18 protein-coding genes are annotated in these 15,965 nt (G+C 73.3%); 9 read left to right on the plus strand and 9 right to left on the minus strand.

Features of this window, described 5'->3' with window-relative positions; genetic code table 11:
* Nucleotides 1-78: hypothetical protein (locus ABZ721_RS28870; protein ID WP_358791764.1), on the minus strand; the 78-nt coding region annotated here is incomplete at its 3' end.
* Nucleotides 79-188: 110 nt separating this feature from the next.
* Here ABZ721_RS28870 and ABZ721_RS28875 point away from each other — a divergent pair.
* Nucleotides 189-665, plus strand: coding sequence for a DUF5709 domain-containing protein (locus ABZ721_RS28875; protein ID WP_358791669.1), 477 nt, complete (start codon nucleotides 189-191; stop codon nucleotides 663-665).
* Between the two features lie 86 nt (nucleotides 666-751).
* On the opposite strand, the gene ABZ721_RS28880 is transcribed toward ABZ721_RS28875, so the two are convergent.
* Nucleotides 752-898: a hypothetical protein gene (locus ABZ721_RS28880; protein ID WP_358791670.1), complete on the minus strand. Its 147-nt coding sequence runs from the start codon at nucleotides 896-898 to the stop codon at nucleotides 752-754.
* 107 nt (nucleotides 899-1,005) lie between these two features.
* On the opposite strand from ABZ721_RS28880, the gene ABZ721_RS28885 reads away from it, so the two are divergent.
* The gene (locus ABZ721_RS28885) at nucleotides 1,006-1,917 is read left to right on the plus strand and encodes a sigma factor (RefSeq protein ID WP_358791671.1); all 912 of its coding nucleotides are present in this window, start codon (nucleotides 1,006-1,008) and stop codon (nucleotides 1,915-1,917) included.
* On the opposite strand, the gene ABZ721_RS28890 is transcribed toward ABZ721_RS28885, so the two are convergent.
* Nucleotides 1,888-2,367 (minus strand): hypothetical protein, encoded by a 480-nt coding sequence (locus ABZ721_RS28890; RefSeq protein WP_358791672.1) that lies wholly within the window; start codon nucleotides 2,365-2,367, stop codon nucleotides 1,888-1,890. The two genes, ABZ721_RS28885 and ABZ721_RS28890, sit on opposite strands and share 30 nt — an antisense overlap.
* A gap of 199 nt (nucleotides 2,368-2,566) precedes the next feature.
* On the opposite strand from ABZ721_RS28890, the gene ABZ721_RS28895 reads away from it, so the two are divergent.
* Nucleotides 2,567-2,878 (plus strand): chaplin, encoded by a 312-nt coding sequence (locus ABZ721_RS28895; protein ID WP_358791673.1) that lies wholly within the window; start codon nucleotides 2,567-2,569, stop codon nucleotides 2,876-2,878.
* 282 nt (nucleotides 2,879-3,160) lie between these two features.
* Here the strand turns inward: ABZ721_RS28895 and ABZ721_RS28900 are convergent, their stop codons facing one another.
* On the minus strand, nucleotides 3,161-3,610 hold the full coding sequence (locus ABZ721_RS28900; protein WP_358791674.1) for an ATP-binding protein: 450 nt from the start codon (nucleotides 3,608-3,610) through the stop codon (nucleotides 3,161-3,163).
* Nucleotides 3,611-3,852: 242 nt separating this feature from the next.
* Here ABZ721_RS28900 and ABZ721_RS28905 point away from each other — a divergent pair, with 242 nt between their 5' ends.
* The 3 genes from ABZ721_RS28905 (at nucleotide 3,853) to ABZ721_RS28915 (ending at nucleotide 6,472) form a co-directional block, all read left to right on the plus strand.
* Nucleotides 3,853-4,008, plus strand: a complete 156-nt coding sequence (locus ABZ721_RS28905; RefSeq protein WP_358791675.1) for a hypothetical protein — start codon at nucleotides 3,853-3,855, stop codon at nucleotides 4,006-4,008.
* A 264-nt stretch (nucleotides 4,009-4,272) separates the two neighbouring features.
* Nucleotides 4,273-5,235, plus strand: a complete 963-nt coding sequence (locus ABZ721_RS28910) for an LLM class F420-dependent oxidoreductase (protein ID WP_358791676.1) — start codon at nucleotides 4,273-4,275, stop codon at nucleotides 5,233-5,235.
* 76 nt (nucleotides 5,236-5,311) lie between these two features.
* A complete protein-coding gene (locus tag ABZ721_RS28915; RefSeq protein ID WP_358791677.1) occupies nucleotides 5,312-6,472 on the plus strand; it encodes a zinc-dependent alcohol dehydrogenase in 1,161 nt (386 codons plus the stop codon).
* Between the two features lie 114 nt (nucleotides 6,473-6,586).
* Here ABZ721_RS28915 and ABZ721_RS28920 read toward each other — a convergent pair whose 3' ends face one another.
* From ABZ721_RS28920 to ABZ721_RS28935, 4 genes are all read right to left on the minus strand, one after another.
* Nucleotides 6,587-6,937, minus strand: a complete 351-nt coding sequence (locus tag ABZ721_RS28920; protein ID WP_358791678.1) for a PRC-barrel domain containing protein — start codon at nucleotides 6,935-6,937, stop codon at nucleotides 6,587-6,589.
* 179 nt (nucleotides 6,938-7,116) lie between these two features.
* A complete protein-coding gene (locus ABZ721_RS28925; protein ID WP_358791679.1) occupies nucleotides 7,117-7,986 on the minus strand; it encodes an alpha/beta hydrolase in 870 nt (289 codons plus the stop codon).
* The gene (locus ABZ721_RS28930; protein WP_358791680.1) at nucleotides 7,983-8,606 is read right to left on the minus strand and encodes a TetR/AcrR family transcriptional regulator; all 624 of its coding nucleotides are present in this window, start codon (nucleotides 8,604-8,606) and stop codon (nucleotides 7,983-7,985) included. The genes ABZ721_RS28925 and ABZ721_RS28930 overlap by 4 nt, the downstream gene beginning before the upstream one ends.
* Before the next feature lie 94 nt (nucleotides 8,607-8,700).
* Nucleotides 8,701-9,558: a DUF4097 family beta strand repeat-containing protein gene (locus ABZ721_RS28935; protein ID WP_358791681.1), complete on the minus strand. Its 858-nt coding sequence runs from the start codon at nucleotides 9,556-9,558 to the stop codon at nucleotides 8,701-8,703.
* A gap of 124 nt (nucleotides 9,559-9,682) precedes the next feature.
* Here ABZ721_RS28935 and ABZ721_RS28940 point away from each other — a divergent pair, with 124 nt between their 5' ends.
* Nucleotides 9,683-11,401, plus strand: a complete 1,719-nt coding sequence (locus ABZ721_RS28940; protein ID WP_358791682.1) for an ABC transporter ATP-binding protein — start codon at nucleotides 9,683-9,685, stop codon at nucleotides 11,399-11,401.
* Nucleotides 11,398-13,182, plus strand: coding sequence for an ABC transporter ATP-binding protein (locus ABZ721_RS28945; protein WP_358791683.1), 1,785 nt, complete (start codon nucleotides 11,398-11,400; stop codon nucleotides 13,180-13,182). Before ABZ721_RS28940 ends, ABZ721_RS28945 begins: the two co-directional genes overlap by 4 nt.
* Nucleotides 13,183-13,264: 82 nt before the next feature.
* On the opposite strand, the gene ABZ721_RS28950 is transcribed toward ABZ721_RS28945, so the two are convergent.
* Nucleotides 13,265-14,269: an ROK family protein gene (locus tag ABZ721_RS28950; RefSeq protein ID WP_358791684.1), complete on the minus strand. Its 1,005-nt coding sequence runs from the start codon at nucleotides 14,267-14,269 to the stop codon at nucleotides 13,265-13,267.
* 313 nt (nucleotides 14,270-14,582) lie between these two features.
* Between ABZ721_RS28950 and ABZ721_RS28955 the strand changes: the two genes are divergently transcribed.
* Entirely contained in the window at nucleotides 14,583-15,899 is a 1,317-nt protein-coding gene (locus tag ABZ721_RS28955) for an extracellular solute-binding protein (protein WP_358791685.1), read from the plus strand.
* The last annotated feature ends 66 nt before the right edge of the window (nucleotides 15,900-15,965 follow it).

A 15,965-nucleotide genomic window follows, 5' to 3' on the forward strand; every position in this document is an offset into this window, starting at 1 on the left:
GTCCGGGGCCGCGTCCGAGATCTGGCCCAGGACGTCGATGACCTGCTTGCACCAGCGGACGAAGTCGCCGGCCGGCATCTCGGCGTCGCAACGCTCACATGGGGTCTTGATCCACGGGTAGGGGCAACAGTGCGTTCGTCCACCGGTGAGTTCGGGCGAGCGGCCGCGCAACCAGGAAAGGTGCAGACATGAGCGAGAGTGCCATGGGGGACGACGTCTACCAGCCGACGGGCGACGAGGAGGTCTCGGACGACGCCACCCAGCTGGACATGGAGAACGCGTTGGACGAACGCGGTCTCGACGACCTGCTCGACGAGGGGTACTCGCCGCCGGAACGGCCTCTCGGGGTGGGCAAGGTCGGTACCACCGCGGAGGAGCAGCGCGAAGGGGAGAGCCTGGACCAGCGGCTCGCCCAGGAGGTGCCCGACACGATCGCCGACCCCGGTGACGGCCTCGGTGACACTCCCGACACCGACGGCGAACTGCTGGACAGCGAAGCCGGAGCCGACCGGTCCGGGCGGCTGGTCGCTCCCGACGAGGGCGTGGGAACGAGCCGCGAGGGCGCGGTGGCCACCGACGTCGGCATCGACGGCGCTGCCGCCTCGGCGGAGGAGGCGGCGGTCCACGTCGTCGACGACCCCGAAGCCACCGACCCGGAGATCTGAACGGACTCCGCTCCATGGGCTGTCGCCGGCAGGGGCGGGGCGCGCCCCCGGAGGACCACCACCGCCGCGCCCCGCCCGGACCGGTGCTACCTGCTGTAGTTCTTCCCGATGGGCCTACCGGGGATCGGCTTGCCGATCAGTGCGACCGGGACGAACAGGCAGAAGTGGCCGATCGCCATGGTCAGCGTCCACAACTCCTCCTCGCTGTAGTGGGCCGACGCCGCGGCGAACAACGCGTCGGAGACGCGTTCCCCGAGCGGGTTCGGGGTCGGACCGCCTCCACGAGCGCTGCCTTGTCGAAGGGGTGACGGCCGACGCGACCGAGGGAGCCGGCGACACCATGACCACCCTGTCCAGTCCCCCGACCGAGCCGGGAGGCGAGCCGAGCGACCCGGTCCTGCACGCGATCATGGGTGAGCGGCGTCAGCTGATCAACCTCGTCTACCGGCTCCTGGGCTCCCTCGCCGAGGCCGAGGATGCCGTGCAGGAGACCTACACCCGCTGGTACTCCCTGACCCCGCAGCAGCGGCAGGCCATCGAGTCCCCCGGCGCCTGGCTGACCAGGGTCGCCGGCCGGATCTGCCTCAACCTGCTCGGTTCGGCACGTGTCCGGCGGGAGCGGTACGTCGGCGACTGGATCCCCGAGCCGCTGCCCGAACTCTCGGAGTGGTCGGGCGGTCGGGCCGCCGGCATGACCGTCGACCCGGCCGACCGCGTCACCCTCGACGAGTCGGTCGGCATGGCGTTCCTGGTCGTGCTCGAGGCGATGACCCCCGCCGAACGCGTGGCCTTCGTCCTGCACGATGTCTTCCGCTTTCCGTTCGCCGAAGTCGCCGACATCGTCGGCCGCACGCCGGCGGCCTGCCGCCAGCAGGCCACCGTCGTCCGGCACTTCAAGCAGGCCTGGGAAGCGCGGGACATCGGCGCCCTGATCGGCCTGCTCGACCCGAACGTCACGGCGACCGGCGACGGCGGCGGCCTGGCCAGCACCGTGCGGCGTCCGCTCGGCAGCCCCGAGCAGCTCGCGCGCGGCTTGGTCGATCTCGTCGGCCGGCTGGCCGGCCTGACACTTCTGGAGCGCACCGTCAACGGCCGGCCCGGCCTCGTCGCCCAGCAGGCGGGTGCCGTCGTGACCGTCTACGCCTTCGACATCGCGGGCGACCGGATCACCCGTATCTGGGCTGTCCGCAACCCGGAGAAGCTGAGGCCGTGGGCGGCGGTGTCAGGCGGCGGCGGGCAGGTGGGGCGGTAGCGGCTGCCGGTGGGAGCACGGCTGGTCGCGCGGCGTCGTCGGGATGTGCAGGCGGCGCAGGAGGACGCGGGTGGCCCGCATGTCCAAGGTGCTCCGCCAGGCCAGTGCGGGGTGGCGGGTGCGCAGATGGGACAGGGCGCGGGTGCCCAGCCCCGCGCCGCGGAACGGCTCCTCGATGACCACCTCGGTGACCACTCCCTCGGCGCAGTCGACGCAGATCCGGTACCGCACCTGGCCGACCACCTTGCGTATGTGGACCAGGAGCAGGCACTCCTCACCCGCGGCCGGCACACCCGGGAACTGCGTCGGCAGGAAATCGATCGACCGGGGGGCCAGGATGCGGCGCCGGACCCGGCCGGTGCCCCTGGCACGACGTGAGTGCTTGGCGCCGCCGGAGGCGGGCGACAGCGGCAGCGGGGTGTCCGTCGGACGCGCGTGTTGTCCGTGCATGTACGTCCGTGTGCCCGGGCGGCGGACATTGATACCTCCGCCCCGCCGGCGGGGCGTGACCAGGGCCCGCGCAACCGGCCGCCGGAGGCCCGCCGGCCCGTTTGGCGTAACCCGCGTGACCCGCGGCACGGACGGTGCGTTGGGGGGATCAACGTCGCCACTTCGGGCGGCGGATTCCACGTATCTCAGGGAGAAGTCGATGTCCCGTATTGCCCAGGCAGCCGCCATCACCGCCGCAGCCGGCGCCGTCCTGGCCGCCGGCGCCGGTATCGCCGCCGCCGACGCCGACGCCCACGGCGCAGCCGTCGGCTCCCCCGGTGTGCTGTCCGGCAACCTGCTGCAGGTCCCCGTCCACGTGCCGGTCAACGTGTGCGGCAACACCGTCGACGTCATCGGCATCCTGAACCCGGTGTTCGGCAACACCTGCCAGAACATCAGTGGCCACCACGACGACAACGACGACAAGGGCGGCTGGGCCGGCCAGGACCACAGCGGTTACCACAACGGCTGACACCGCCCGCCGAACTCCCGGGCCGCCCAGGACGGGACGCCAGCCCGCACGGGAACAGGCACTGCGCCCTGACCCGTGACGCGTCCCGTCCGCCGGCCCGGGCTCTTCCCTCCGCACCGCGGCAGCGCGCAGCGCCGTCCGCTCGGCGGAACGGGACGAGGGTGACCTCGTCCCACGGTGGTGGGCACCGGCCGTCCGCGTTCATCCGCGAACCGGTGCCCACCCTTCCGTCTGTCGAGAGCGTCCGTCAGGGCGCCGGGTTCCGGCCGCTGCCGGCGGAGCTCACGGGCCGGTGGGCAGCGGGACGAGGGCGCGGATCCGCTTGCCGACGGGGACCCGCTCCGCGCTGACATAGGCGCAGATCCGGCGGACGATCTCCAGGCCGTGGCCGCCGACGCGTGTGGGGTCGTGGGGGAAGGCGCGGGGCATGGCGGTGCTGCTGTCCCAGACCGTGACGGTCACCCCCGACGGCCCGCCGTCCAGCTCCATCAGGCACGGGCCGGGCGCGTAGCGGTTGGCGTTGGTGAGCAGTTCCGTGACGACCAGCAGCACGTCATAGGCGAAACGTTCCGACGCGGGCACCGACAGGACGCCGGCCAGCTCCCGCACGAACTGGTCCGCCCGTCGGCGGGCGTCACCCGCCCCGCTGCGCTCCACCCCGTAGTGATCCGCCCGGTACAGCACGCCGACCGAGACCGGGGCCGCGATCAGCGCCGGCAGATCCTGCGTCATCCCGTCCCCCGCCCGTTCCCTGCCCATCGACTCCCCCCGAACTCCGGCGCCCGGTCCCCCGCAGGGCGTCTGCCGCACGGCGTCTGCCCGGCTCCAGAGTGCCAGTCGCCCGCCGGACGCCGCGCGCCACGGCCGGAAATTGTCCTGAGGCAGGCCTTACTTGACCCGCAGCCGCACCCGCGAGGGGAAAGCCTGTGCGAGGAATGCATGACTGACTGGCGGCGATCGGGTAGACGAAAGCCATGTCCCTCGCATCGAACAAACCGCTGCTACGCGATCTGCCGCCGCTGATCGCGACTCCCGATCTCCCCGGCGCCACCCAGGCGTCGCCGAAGAAGAAGTCCGCCGAACCGCGCGACGACGAGGACCAGGACAAGCGTCCCGCCGCGCAGCCGTAGCCGCCGCTCCACCGCGCCGCCGGTCCTCGCCTGACGCGTGTGCTGTGCACCGCGCCGATGGGGACGTCCGGGTGACGTACGCCGGCTGCCGCACATGCCGCCCGGTCATTCGGGTAGGCAGAAACCTTTGACCACCGTCAGCCGCCCCTCCCGGCGACCGGCGGCCACGAAGGCCTGCCCATCGCGACGGCAGACCCCGTGGAACCCACCGGCCCCGTGGCACCCGTGCACCCGCAGGACCGGCAGGACCCGCAAAGGAGCCCCATGGCCGCGTACGGATACTTCCTGTCCTGCGAGGAGTTCTCGCCGTCCCAGTTGCTGGAGCAGGCGAGGATGGCGGAGCAGGCGGGATTCGAGGCGCTCGCGATCTCCGATCACTTCCACCCCTGGAACGACGAGCAGGGCCAGAGCGCCTTCGTCTGGTCGATGATCGGCGCGCTCTCCCAGGTGACGTCGCTGCCCGTGACGACACTGGTGACCTGCCCCACGGTGCGTCTGCACCCGGCGATCAACGCCCAGGCCGCCGCGACCTCGGCGGTCCTCACCGACGGCAGGTTCCGCTTCGGCATCGGCACCGGCGAGGCCCTCAACGAGCACATCCTCGGCGACGCCTGGCCGGAGGCGTCCCAGCGCATGGACATGCTGGAAGAGGCCGTCCAGGTGATCAGAGAACTGCTCACGGGCGAGCAGGTCACCCATCACGGCCCCCACTACACCGTGCAGAACGCCCGCATCTACACGCTCCCCGAGCAGCCCGTCCCGATCTACGTGTCCGGTTTCGGACCCCAGGCCGCCGCCCTGGCAGGCCGGATCGGCGACGGCTTCGTGACCATGACACCGGACGCGGACCTGATCGGGCGGTTCCGCAGCGCGGGGGGCGGCGGCAAGCCCGTCATCGGCGGGCTGAAGGTCTGCTGGGACACCGATCGCGACCGGGCCGTCAAGACGGTGCACCGCCTGTGGCCCAACGAGCAGTTGCCGGGCGAGCTGGCGCAGGTGCTCCCCACGCCCCGGCACTTCGAACAAGCCGCCGAACTCGTCACCGAGGAGATGGTGCGCAAGGCCACCACCTGCGGTGACGACCCCGACGAGCACATCACCGCCGTCCGCGCCTACACCGACGCGGGTTTCGACGAGGTGTACGTCAACCAGATCGGCGCCGACCAGCGGCAGTTCTTCGACTTCTACCGCACCCGGGTCCTGCCGGACCTCCCGCGGTCCCGCTGATCCGGCGCTGCGAACCGCCGCCGGCGGCAGGCCCCCGGCTCCGCCGGCGAACCCGATGCGAAAGGCGTGATCCTTCATGCGAGCCACCGTGTGGCACGGCAAGCGCGATGTACGAGTGGAGAACGTGCCCGACCCCGTCATCCAGGAACCGACGGACGCCGTCGTGCGGATCACGTCGAGCGGCCTGTGCGGTTCGGACCTGCACCTGTACGAGGTGCTGACCCCCTTCATGACACCGGGCGACATCCTCGGCCACGAGCCGATGGGCATCGTGGAGGAGACCGGCTCGGCCGTGCCGAACCTCAAGGTCGGCGACCGGGTCGTCGTGCCCTTCCAGATCGCGTGCGGCAGCTGCCACATGTGCGGCACCGGTCTGCCGACCCAGTGCGAGACCACCCAGGTCCGGGAGCACGGCATGGGCGCGGCGCTGTTCGGCTACACCAAGCTCTACGGCCAGGTCCCCGGCGCGCAGGCCGAGTTCCTGCGGGTGCCGCAGGCGCACTACGGCCCCATCAAGGTGCCGCACGGACCGGCCGACGACCGCTTCGTGTACCTCTCGGACGTGCTGCCCACCGCCTGGCAGGCCGTCGCCTACGCGGGCGTCGAACCCGGCAGCACGGTGGCCGTCCTGGGCCTGGGGCCCATCGGTGCCATGGCCTGCCGCATCGCCCGCCACCACGGCGCGGCGACGGTCATCGGCGTGGACCACGTACCGGAGCGGCTGGCGCGCGCACGGCAGGACGGCGTCGAGAAGGACCTACTGACCGCCGTCCGCGACCTCACCGGCGGACGCGGCCCCGACGCGGTCATCGACGCGGTCGGGACCGAGGCCCACGGCAGCCCCACGGGCAAGCTCGCCCAGCAGGCCGCCGGACTCCTCCCCTCCCGCTGGGCGGAGAAGCTCATGGAGCACGTGGGCATCGACCGGCTGAGCGCGCTGCACCTGGCGATCTCCCTGGTCCGGCGCGGGGGGACGATCTCCATCTCCGGCGTCTACGGCGGCATGACCGATCCCATGCCCATGCTCACCATGTTCGACAAGCAGATCCAGTTCCGCATGGGCCAGGCCAACGTGCGCCGCTGGAGCGATGACATCCTGCCGCTGCTCACCGACGAGGACCCGCTGGGCGTCGACGTGTTCGCCACCCATCACGTGCCGCTCGACGACGCCGCCGACGCCTACGCGATGTTCCAGAAGAAGACCGACGGCGCGATCAAGGTGCTCTTCCAGCCGTGACGGCGACGCCCCCTGCCGCGAACCGGTGAGCGGGCCGTCGCGCACGCTCGCGACACGCGACGGCGGCCCACCGGACGTATCCGGTGGGCCGCCGTCGTGACGCTGTGCGGTCTGTCAGCCGCGCGGGGTGTCGTAGTACCCGCCGACCTGCTGGTGATAGCCCGCGTCACCGATGTGCTTGTCCTTGTCGAACTCGGGGGCGTCCTTGATCTCGTCCTTGGTGCGCGCCACGAAGACGGTCTTGTTCTCGTGGTCCACGGTCGAGATGGTGCCCGCCGGGAGGAGTACGGACTTGCCGAAGATCCACACACCGGTGTCGACCACCAGGTACGCGGCGCCGACCTCGTCGGAGTGCTTGTCGACCTTGCCGATGTGGCCATCGGTCGCCTCGACCTTGTACCCCGTGATGTCCGCCTCCGCCTGGTAGCCGGAAGCCGCCCCGTAACCCCAGATGTTGTCGCTCATCGTGCGTGTCCTTCCCTCGCCGTCACGGAGGCCCAGAAATGGGCCAATCGCCAGAAAGCGGTTATCGCTTCCCGAAAGATCGGCTACCCGCCCCAACCACACCCACACGTGCTGTTCTCGATCAACCGGCGATCAACAGGCGATCAGGCACTGGAACACGCAGCCGCCCCGCTCGCGGCTCACTCCCCCACCGGCGCGAGGCCGTGGAGGAACGGGAGGATCGCGTCGATGAAGTGCTCGTTGCGATCGCCCGCCACCATGTGGCCGGCGTCCGGCACGTCGACGCGCCGCGCGCCGGGAACCCGGGCGCAGAACTGCTCGGCGGTCTCCTCCCGCACCACATCGCTGATCCCGCCGCGGACGAGCAGGATCGGCACGTCGGCCCGGCGTGCGGCGTCCAGCAGGCGCTCCGCCATGCCGGGCGGATCCATCCGCCCCTCGAAGCTGTCCAGCAGCCGCGGGTCCCAGTGCCAGACCCAACGATCCCCGTGGCGCCGCAGGTTCTTCCGTATCCCCTCGGCGTCGTCGGGGCGCGGGCGGTGCGGCAGGTGGGCGGCGACCGCGGCGGCTGCCTCCGCGAGGCTGGCGAAGCCGTCCGGCCGGCCGCGCATGAACGCGACGATCCGGTGGAACCCGCGGGGATCCGGCCGGTGGGCGACGTCCACGAGCACCAGCGCGCGGACGGCCGCCCCGGGCGCCTCGCCGGCGGCCAGCAGCGAGCCGAGACCGCCGAGCGAGGCACCGACGAGCACCGGCCGGCCACCGAGCTCGGCGACGAGCTGCCGGACGTCGTCGGCGAACACCCCGAGGTCGTAGTCCCCGTCGGCCGGCCACTGGCTCGTGCCGTGCCCGCGCAGGTCCGGGGCGACGACCCGCCACCCCAGGGCGGCCAGCCGGGGGCCGGTCCCGCCCCAGGCGTGCCGTGTCTGGCCGCCGCCGTGCAGCAGCACGAGCGGCGGCGCGGACGCCGGGCCCCACACGTCCGCCGCGAGCCGCAGGCCGCCGCTGCCCGGGAAGCTGCGGGTCCGGGGCGAGGCTCCGGCGGTCATACCGCGCCTCGCGTCCGCAGCGGTGCCAGCAGCCGGTCACGGTGCGGATCCGCGGCCGCCGCCGCGAGCGCGACGTCCAGGGCGAACAGGGACCGCGCGCGGAACCGGTCGTCGTCGATGAGCGCGGCGACCCACTGGTGCAGCGCCCCCACGCACGCGGTGCCGACGATGACGGCCAGCGCGTCCGTGTCGACCTCGGCGCGCAGCGTGCCCCGGGTCCGGGCGTCCGCCAGCGCCTGCCGGAGCCGGGTGAGCGGACTGCGCTGGAGCACGAGCCCGCTCTCCTCCCACTCGCGCACCATGCGACGCGACACGACCGGGTCGTCCACGAACAGCTGGACGGTGGCCCCGACGACCTCCTGCGGACCTGTGTCGCCCAGTGCCGCCAGGCGCCGTTCGAGTGCGTCCATGAACCCGGCGGCGAGCGCCTCCCAGATCTTGTCGCGCGCCCCGACCAGGTTGTACACGGTCGCCGGGGCGACCCCCGCCCGCGCGGCGATCCGCTCCGTGCCGAGCACGGCGTCGGGCCGCTCCCGCAGGATCTCCCGCGTCGCCTCCAGGATCCGGTCCCGCCGCGCGGCCTTGCTCCGCTCCCGCAGTCCCTCCCCGCCCACCGCCATGCGCCCACCCCTTCCCACACAAACATAGAGAGTCCTCTAAATTTAGAGGACTCTCCAGATTCCACAAGACCCGGGGCCGGCTCCGGCGAGGGCGTCAGCCGCTTGCGGGGACCACGCTCGCCGAGGCGGACACCGCCTGCACGACCACCTCGTGCGGGGAGCCGTCCCGGCGCGGGACCGAGACCTGCACGTTCGCCGAGGTCGCCGACGAGGTGACCGCGTAGCCGTCGGCCGCTCCCGTCACGGGGAGGCGCAGGACGCCGGAGGCGGAGGTGAACTGGGCCGCGACGTGGTCCGGGGCGGCGGTGAAGGCGATGTCGGCGCTGCCGGAGGTGACCGTCAGGGCCGCTCGGCGGGGGTGCAGGCCGGTCGCCGTCAGATGGTCGGAGGCGGTGACGAGCGACAGGTCGCCGCCGAGCCCGGTGAGCAGGGTGTCGCCGGAGGTCTGGCGCAGTCGCAGCCCGGTGTGGGAGGGCACGGTCAGCCGCAGCTCCCCCGCGCAGGGCGCGTAGGGGCCGCCGTCCACCGCGCACCGGACGGTGAGGGTGCGGGTGCCGCCCGGCGCGTCGAGGTCGGCTCTGACGTCGTGGCGCCGGGCCGGGTCGGCGCCGGTGAAGGCTCCGGTGACGGCGGTCGCGGCCGGGTCGGCCGTCACCTGCACCCGGCCTGACACGCCGTCGAGTACCAGCAGGTCGGCGTCGGCAGCCCGGAACGTCGCCCCGCCGCCGTCCCCGCGGCCCACCGGGAGGCCGGTGGACGTGGCGTCGTCGTGGTCGTGATCGCCGGTGGCCAGGAGCACCGTGGCGATGACGGCGGCCGCGAGGACCGCCGCCCCCGCGATCAGGGCGGTCCTGCGGCGCGGCCGGCCTCCCTCCCGCTCCGGGGCCGCGGACGGGCGCGGCGGTACGGACGGGCGCGGCGGCAACGGGGCGGCGGGCGAGACGGTGTCCATGCGGGCCACCTTCCCGCGCGGTCGGCGGACACTCCCCCGAGGTCGTGCACTGCCTCCGCACGCGCCGGGGATGGCCTGCGGCCCACCTGATCGGCGCCGCTCGGCCACTGCATAGGGTGCGGGCATGGCCGCACCGTTCCGCCCGCCCGAGCCGCGGCACCTCCGCACCCCGTTCCGGTTCCTGTGCTGGCTGGTGACGAGCCAGCCGCTCCGGGTGCTGGCCGGCGCCCTGCTGGGCATCGCCTGGATGGCGGGGATGGCCGTGACGCCGTACCTCCTGTCCCGGGCCGTTGACGACGGGCTGGCGGCGCGGGACACGGCGGCGCTGGTCGGCTGGACGGCCGCGCTGTTCGCCCTGGGAGTCGTCACCGCTCTGCTGGGCATCGCCCGGCACCGGACGATGACCAGGGTGCGGATGGACGCGTCGTTCCGCAGCGTCCGGGCGACCGTCCGGCAGGCCACAGCCCTGGGCGCCACGCTGCGCGGCCGGACCGCCGCCGGTGAGGTGGTCGCCATCGGGATGGGCGACGTGCGGGTGATCGCGCAGTCCCTGACGGTGACCGGTCCCGGCGTCGGGGCGGTCGTCGCGTACGTCGGCGTCGCGATCCTGCTGCTGTCGATCTCGCCGCTGCTGGGCGTCGTGGTGCTGGCCGGTGTGCCGCTGCTCGCGCTCACCGTCGGGCCGATGCAGCGGCGGCTGGAGCGCGTCGGCACCGGCTACCGCGAACAGCAGGGGGCCCTGACCGTCCTGCTCGTGGACATGGTGACCGGGCTGCGGGTGCTGGGCGGGCTCGGCGGCAAGGACGTCTACGCCGACCGCTATCGCCGGCGCTCGGCGGCGCTGCGCGAGCAGGGCTACCAGGTCGGCGCCGTGACCAGCTGGATCGGGGCGCTGGCCACGGGCCTGCCGGCGCTGTTCCTCGCGCTCGTCACGTGGCTCGGCGCCCGGATGGCGGCCGAGGGGACGCTCGCGATCGGCGACCTGATCGCGGTGTACGGGTACGCGGCCATGCTCGTGGTGCCCGTCGCCGCCTTCATCGAGGGCGGGTCCGACGTGGTCCGCGGGCTGGTCGCCGCACGCCGGGTGACCGACTTCCTCAAGCTGTCGTCCGACCACCTGGACGCGCCGGGGCCGACCGAGCGGCCGCCGCCGCACCCGGCCGACCTGCACGACCCGCACAGCGGGGTACGGGTGCGGGCCGGTGCGCTGACCGCGCTGGTCGGCGACCGGTCCGCCGACACGAGCGCCGTCGTGGAACGGCTGAGCCGCTTCGCGGCCTCGGACGCGCGGTGGGGCGGCGTCCGCCTGGCGGCGATCGCGCTCGCTCCGGTGCGGGAGCGGATCCTGCTGGCCGACAACGACGCGGACCTCTTCGGGGGAACCGTGCGCGAGGTCGTCGCCGGGCGGCGCGAGCCCGACGACGACGCCCTGCGCGCCGCCATCGACGCGGCCTGCGCCACCGATGTCGTGCAGGCGCTGCCGGACGGCCTGGACTCGGTGATCGCCGCGCACGGCGACAACCTCTCCGGCGGGCAGCGGCAGCGCCTCCGGCTGGCCCGCGCGCTGTACGCGGACCCCGAGGTCCTCCTCGCCGTCGAGCCCACCTCGGCGGTCGACACGCACACCGAGGCGGCGATGGCCGACCGGCTGCGGGCCGCACGGGCCGGCCGGACGACGGTGCTGACCACCAGCTCGCCGCTGGTGCTGGACCGCGCCGACACGGTGGTCTACCTGGCGGCCGGCCGGGTCGCGGCCACCGGCACCCACCGGGAGCTGCTGCACACGGAGTCCGGCTACCGCGCCCTGGTCTCCCGGGGCGCCGGACAGGAGGCACCCCGATGAGCACGCCACTGCCCGTGGCCGGTCCCGCCCACGTCCGCCGCGCCGCGCGCCACGAGGTCGCCCTCGACCGGCCGGCGTTCGCGGCGATCCTCCTGCTCAACGCTCTCGCGGCGGGAGCCGGCCTGGTCGGCCCCTGGCTGCTGGGCACCGTCGTCAACACCGTCCAGGCCTCGACCGGCGCCGCCGCCGTCAGCACCGTGGACCGCCTGGCGCTGTGGATCGTCGCCGCCACCTCGGCCCAGATCGTCCTCTCGCGGTTCGCCCTGCGCCTGGGGGCCCGCTTCGGCGAGCGCGCCGCCGCCCGCATCCGCGAACGCTTCCTCGACCGGACGCTCGCACTGCCCACCGCCGTCGTGGAGCACACCTCCGCGGGCGATCTGACGACCCGCGGCACCACGGACGTCGACGACGTCGCCACCACCCTGCGCGCCGCCGCCCCCGAGGTGCTGATCGCCTCCGCCCAGGCGCTGTTCATCATCGGCGCCGTCCTCGTCCTGGACCCGCTGCTCGGCGTCTGCGGCCTGTCGTGCCTGGCCGTCATCACCGTCGTGCTGCGCTGGTACCTGCGCCGCGCGCGCCCCGGCTACCTCGCCGAGGGCGCGGCCAACGCCGTCCTCGCGGAGGTGCTCGCCACGACGGCGGACGGCGCGCGGACCGTCGAGGCCCTGCGGCTGCAGCAGCGGCGGCTCGACGCGGCGGAAGCGGCCATCGCCGACGCCCGCAGGACGCGGCTGCACACGCTCTGGCTGCGCTCGGTGTTCTTCCCGTCCGTCGACATCGCCTACGTGCTGCCGGTCGTCGGCGTGCTGCTCGTCGGCGGGGTGCTGTACGGGCACGGGGCGGTCGATCTCGGTGCCGTCGTCGCGTCCGCCGTCTACCTGCGCCAGCTGGTCGGGCCGCTGGACACCGTCCTGCTCTGGGTCGAGCAGTTGCAGAGCAGCGCCGCGTCCTACGCGCGGGTCGAGGGCCTCGCCGACGTGCCGGACGGGGGGACCCCGACCGCGGCGGTCCCGAACGGCGACCGGATCGAGGTGGCGGGGGTCCACTACGCCTACCGCCGGCACCGCCGGATCCCCGGCCAGGACGGCGCCCACGACACCGCCCCGGACGTCCTGCACGGGGTCGACCTGCAGGTGCGGCCCGGCGAACGGCTCGCCGTCGTCGGGCCCTCGGGCGCCGGCAAGTCCACCCTGGGCCGGCTGCTGGCCGGCATCGACCGGCCGCGGGCGGGCACGGTCACCGCCGGCGGCGTCCCGGTCGCCGACCTGCCGCCGGACCGGATGCGCCGGCAGATCGCCCTGGTCACCCAGGAGCACCACGTCTTCCAGGACACCCTGCGCAACAACCTGCTCATCGCCCGCCCGTCCGCCGCGGACGCCCAGCTGCGCGCCGCGCTCGACGCGGTGCACGCCCGCTGGATCGACGACCTGCCGGCGGGCTTGGACACCGACCTCGGCAGCGACGGCCACCGCCTCGACGGCCCGCAGGCCCAGCAGCTCTCGCTCGCCCGGGTGATCCTCGCCGACCCGCACACGGTGATCCTGGACGAGGCGACCGCCCTGCTGGACCCGGCGGCCGCCCGCGACACCGAACGCGCGCTGGCCGCCGCCCTGCACGGGCGCACCGTCATCGCCATCGCGCACCGCCTGCAGACCGCGCACGACGCCGACCGCATCGCCGTGATGGACGCGGGGCGCGTGACCGAACTGGGGACCCACGACGAACTCGTCGCGCGGGGCGGCGGCTACGCCGCCCTCTGGCGCTCGTGGCACGGCAGCTGACCCGGGCGCCCGGCCGCCGGGAGGCCCGCGCCGCCGCGGCGGTGTGCCCTTTGGCGGCTGTGACAGCGGGTCGCCGGGCGCCTCACCGGCCGTCGTCGACCAGGGCCCCCGCCCCGACCGGCGCTCCGGCGTCGGCCAGCACCGCGGCGCCGACCAGCCCGGCGTCGGATCCCAGCTCCGCCGGCACGGCCCGCAGCCGGCGCAGGAACGGCATCGTCGCGTAGCGCCGCAGGTGGTGGTCGAGCGGGCCGAACAGCACCGCGCCGGACTGGGCGACGCCGCCGCCGACCACCGCGATGTCGATCTCGACCAGCGCCGCCGTGGCGGCGATGCCGGCCGCCAGCGCGCGGGCGGCGCGGTCGAACGCGGCGAGCGCGGCCGGCTCGCCGGCCCGCGCCGCCGCCGCGACGGCGGAGGCGTCCGGCGTGCCGGAGGCCGGGGACGGCCGCCAGCCCAGGGACTGCGCGTGCCGGGTGATGGCCGTGCCGCTGGCGATGCCCTCCAGGCAGCCTCTCGCGCCGCACGGGCACGGTTCGCCGTCGAAGTCGACGCTGATGTGCCCGAGATGGCCGGCGTTGCCCGTCAGGCCGTGGTGCACGCGGCCGTCGAGGACCAGGCCGGCGCCGACGCCGGTGGAGACCACCAGGCACAGCGCGTCGCCGTAGCCGCGGGCGGCGCCGTGGCGGTGTTCGGCCGCGGTCATCGCCACGGCGTCGCCCGCCAGCACCACGCGCCGGTCCGCCAGGGCCGGATGCGCCGCGACGGACGCGGCGAGCGGGAAGTCGCGCCAGGCGGGGATGTTGACGGGGCTGACGGTGCCGCGGGTCAGGTCGACCGGCCCCGCGCTGCCGATGCCCAGGGCGCGGACGCGTTCCCACGACGGGTGGGCGGCCAGGGCGCTCACCACCTCGTGCACGGTGCCGAGGAGCACGTCGGCGGAGTCGCGCGCGGGGGTCGCCCGGCGTACCCGGTGCACCAGCACGCCGTCCGCGGTGACCAGCGCACCGGCGATCTTGGTTCCGCCGATGTCGAGGGCGGCGGTGAGCACCTCGTCCGGGGAGGGAGCAGCGGCGCGGTGACTACTCATGGTGATGATCCTCCGATGGATGGTGCGAGGGTGCCCCGGTCGGGGCACCCCATCCGACCACTTTCCTGACAACGTTGTCCAGAGGTTGCCGGGCCGCTGTGCGACAACGTGTGAAACTGTCGTCCGATTTAGTCAACGTTTAGTAAAGTCGCTGATCAAGGCCGCGAAACACAGCGAAATTCACGTAGACCGATCTATGGACATTGCCGGGAAGTTACGTCTACGTTGAGCGCTCATCAGGCCGGGACAGCGGGATCCGATGCGGCATCCCCTCGGCATGGCAGCGGAAGCTGCGCAGTGAGAGGTGGCGGGGATGCGGAGAAGTTGGTTGGCCCTGGTGGCTGCAACCATGGTTGCGGTCACAGCTTGTAGCGGGCAGGGAGGCTCCAAGGAGAGCGGCGAGATCGCGGCCGCCCCGAGCGACCCGGCGAAGGTGTCGGGCGACATCACGGTCCTGACCAACAGGACGGACCAGATAGCGGACGGCACGCTGAAGAAGTACGCCGCCGAGTTCAACAAGCTCTACCCGGGCGTGAAGGTCAAGTTCGAGGGCCTGACCGACTACGAGGGCGAAACCAAGATCCGGATGAACACCGACAAGTACGGTGACGTCCTGCTGATCCCCAACTCCCTCTCCATCAAGCAGTACCCCACCTTCTTCGCCCCGCTGGGCAAGACCGCCGACCTGGCGGCGAAGTTCGACTACACCGACAACGCCACCGTGGACGACAAGGTCTACGGCCTGGCCAACATCGGCGTGGCCAACGGTTTCGTCTACAACAAGGCCGTCTGGGCGGCGGCCGGCATCACGAAGTGGCCGGCCACCCCGGAGGAGTTCGTCGCGGACCTGACGGCGATCAAGGCCAAGACCAAGGCCGTGCCGTACTACACGAACTACAAGGACGGCTGGCCGCTCACCAACTGGACGAACGCCATCGGCTCGCCCACCTGTGACCCGGACGCCTACGACACCCTGTCGACGACCGCGAAGCCCTGGTCGCAGGGGTCGGACCTCTACACGATCGACAAACTCCTGTACACGGTCGTGGACCAGAAACTGTCCGAGACGGACCCCACCACGACCAACTGGGAGGACTCCAAGGCGCAGATCGGCACCGGCAAGGTCGCGTCGATGTGGCTGGGCTCCTGGGCCATCTCGCAGATGCGGGCCGCGGCCACGGCCGCCCACCAGAACCCCGACGACATCGGGTTCATGCCGTTCCCGGCGCAGAAGGGCGGCAAGTTCTGCTCCGTCCTGCGCCCCGACTACCAGTACGCGGTGAACGTCCACTCCGACAAGAAGGCCGCCGCCCGCGCGTGGCTCGACTGGTACATCACCAAGTCCGGTGCGGCCGCAGCCGAGGGCTCCATCTCCGCCGTGAAGGGCACGCCGCTGCCGGACACGCTGAAGGCGTTCACTGACAACGATGTCACGCTGATCCAGCAGCACCAGAAGAACCTCGCCAAGGTCAACGCGATCGACAAGGCCTCCGAGGTCGGCATCACCTCGCAGGAGTACCGGCAGAAGCTGGTGGACGTCGCCCGCGGCGCAGCCAAGGGCGACCTGGACAGCTACTTCGGGCAGCTGAACGGCAAGTGGTCCGAGGCGCAGCAGACCCTCGGCGGCTGACCGGCGCGCGGCACCGCGGCACGGCCCGGGGACACGGCGATCGACACCGCCGTGCTCCCCGGCCGG

It is taken from the genome of Streptomyces sp. NPDC006733, assembly GCF_040636125.1.
Classification (GTDB): Bacteria; Actinomycetota; Actinomycetes; order Streptomycetales; family Streptomycetaceae; genus Actinacidiphila.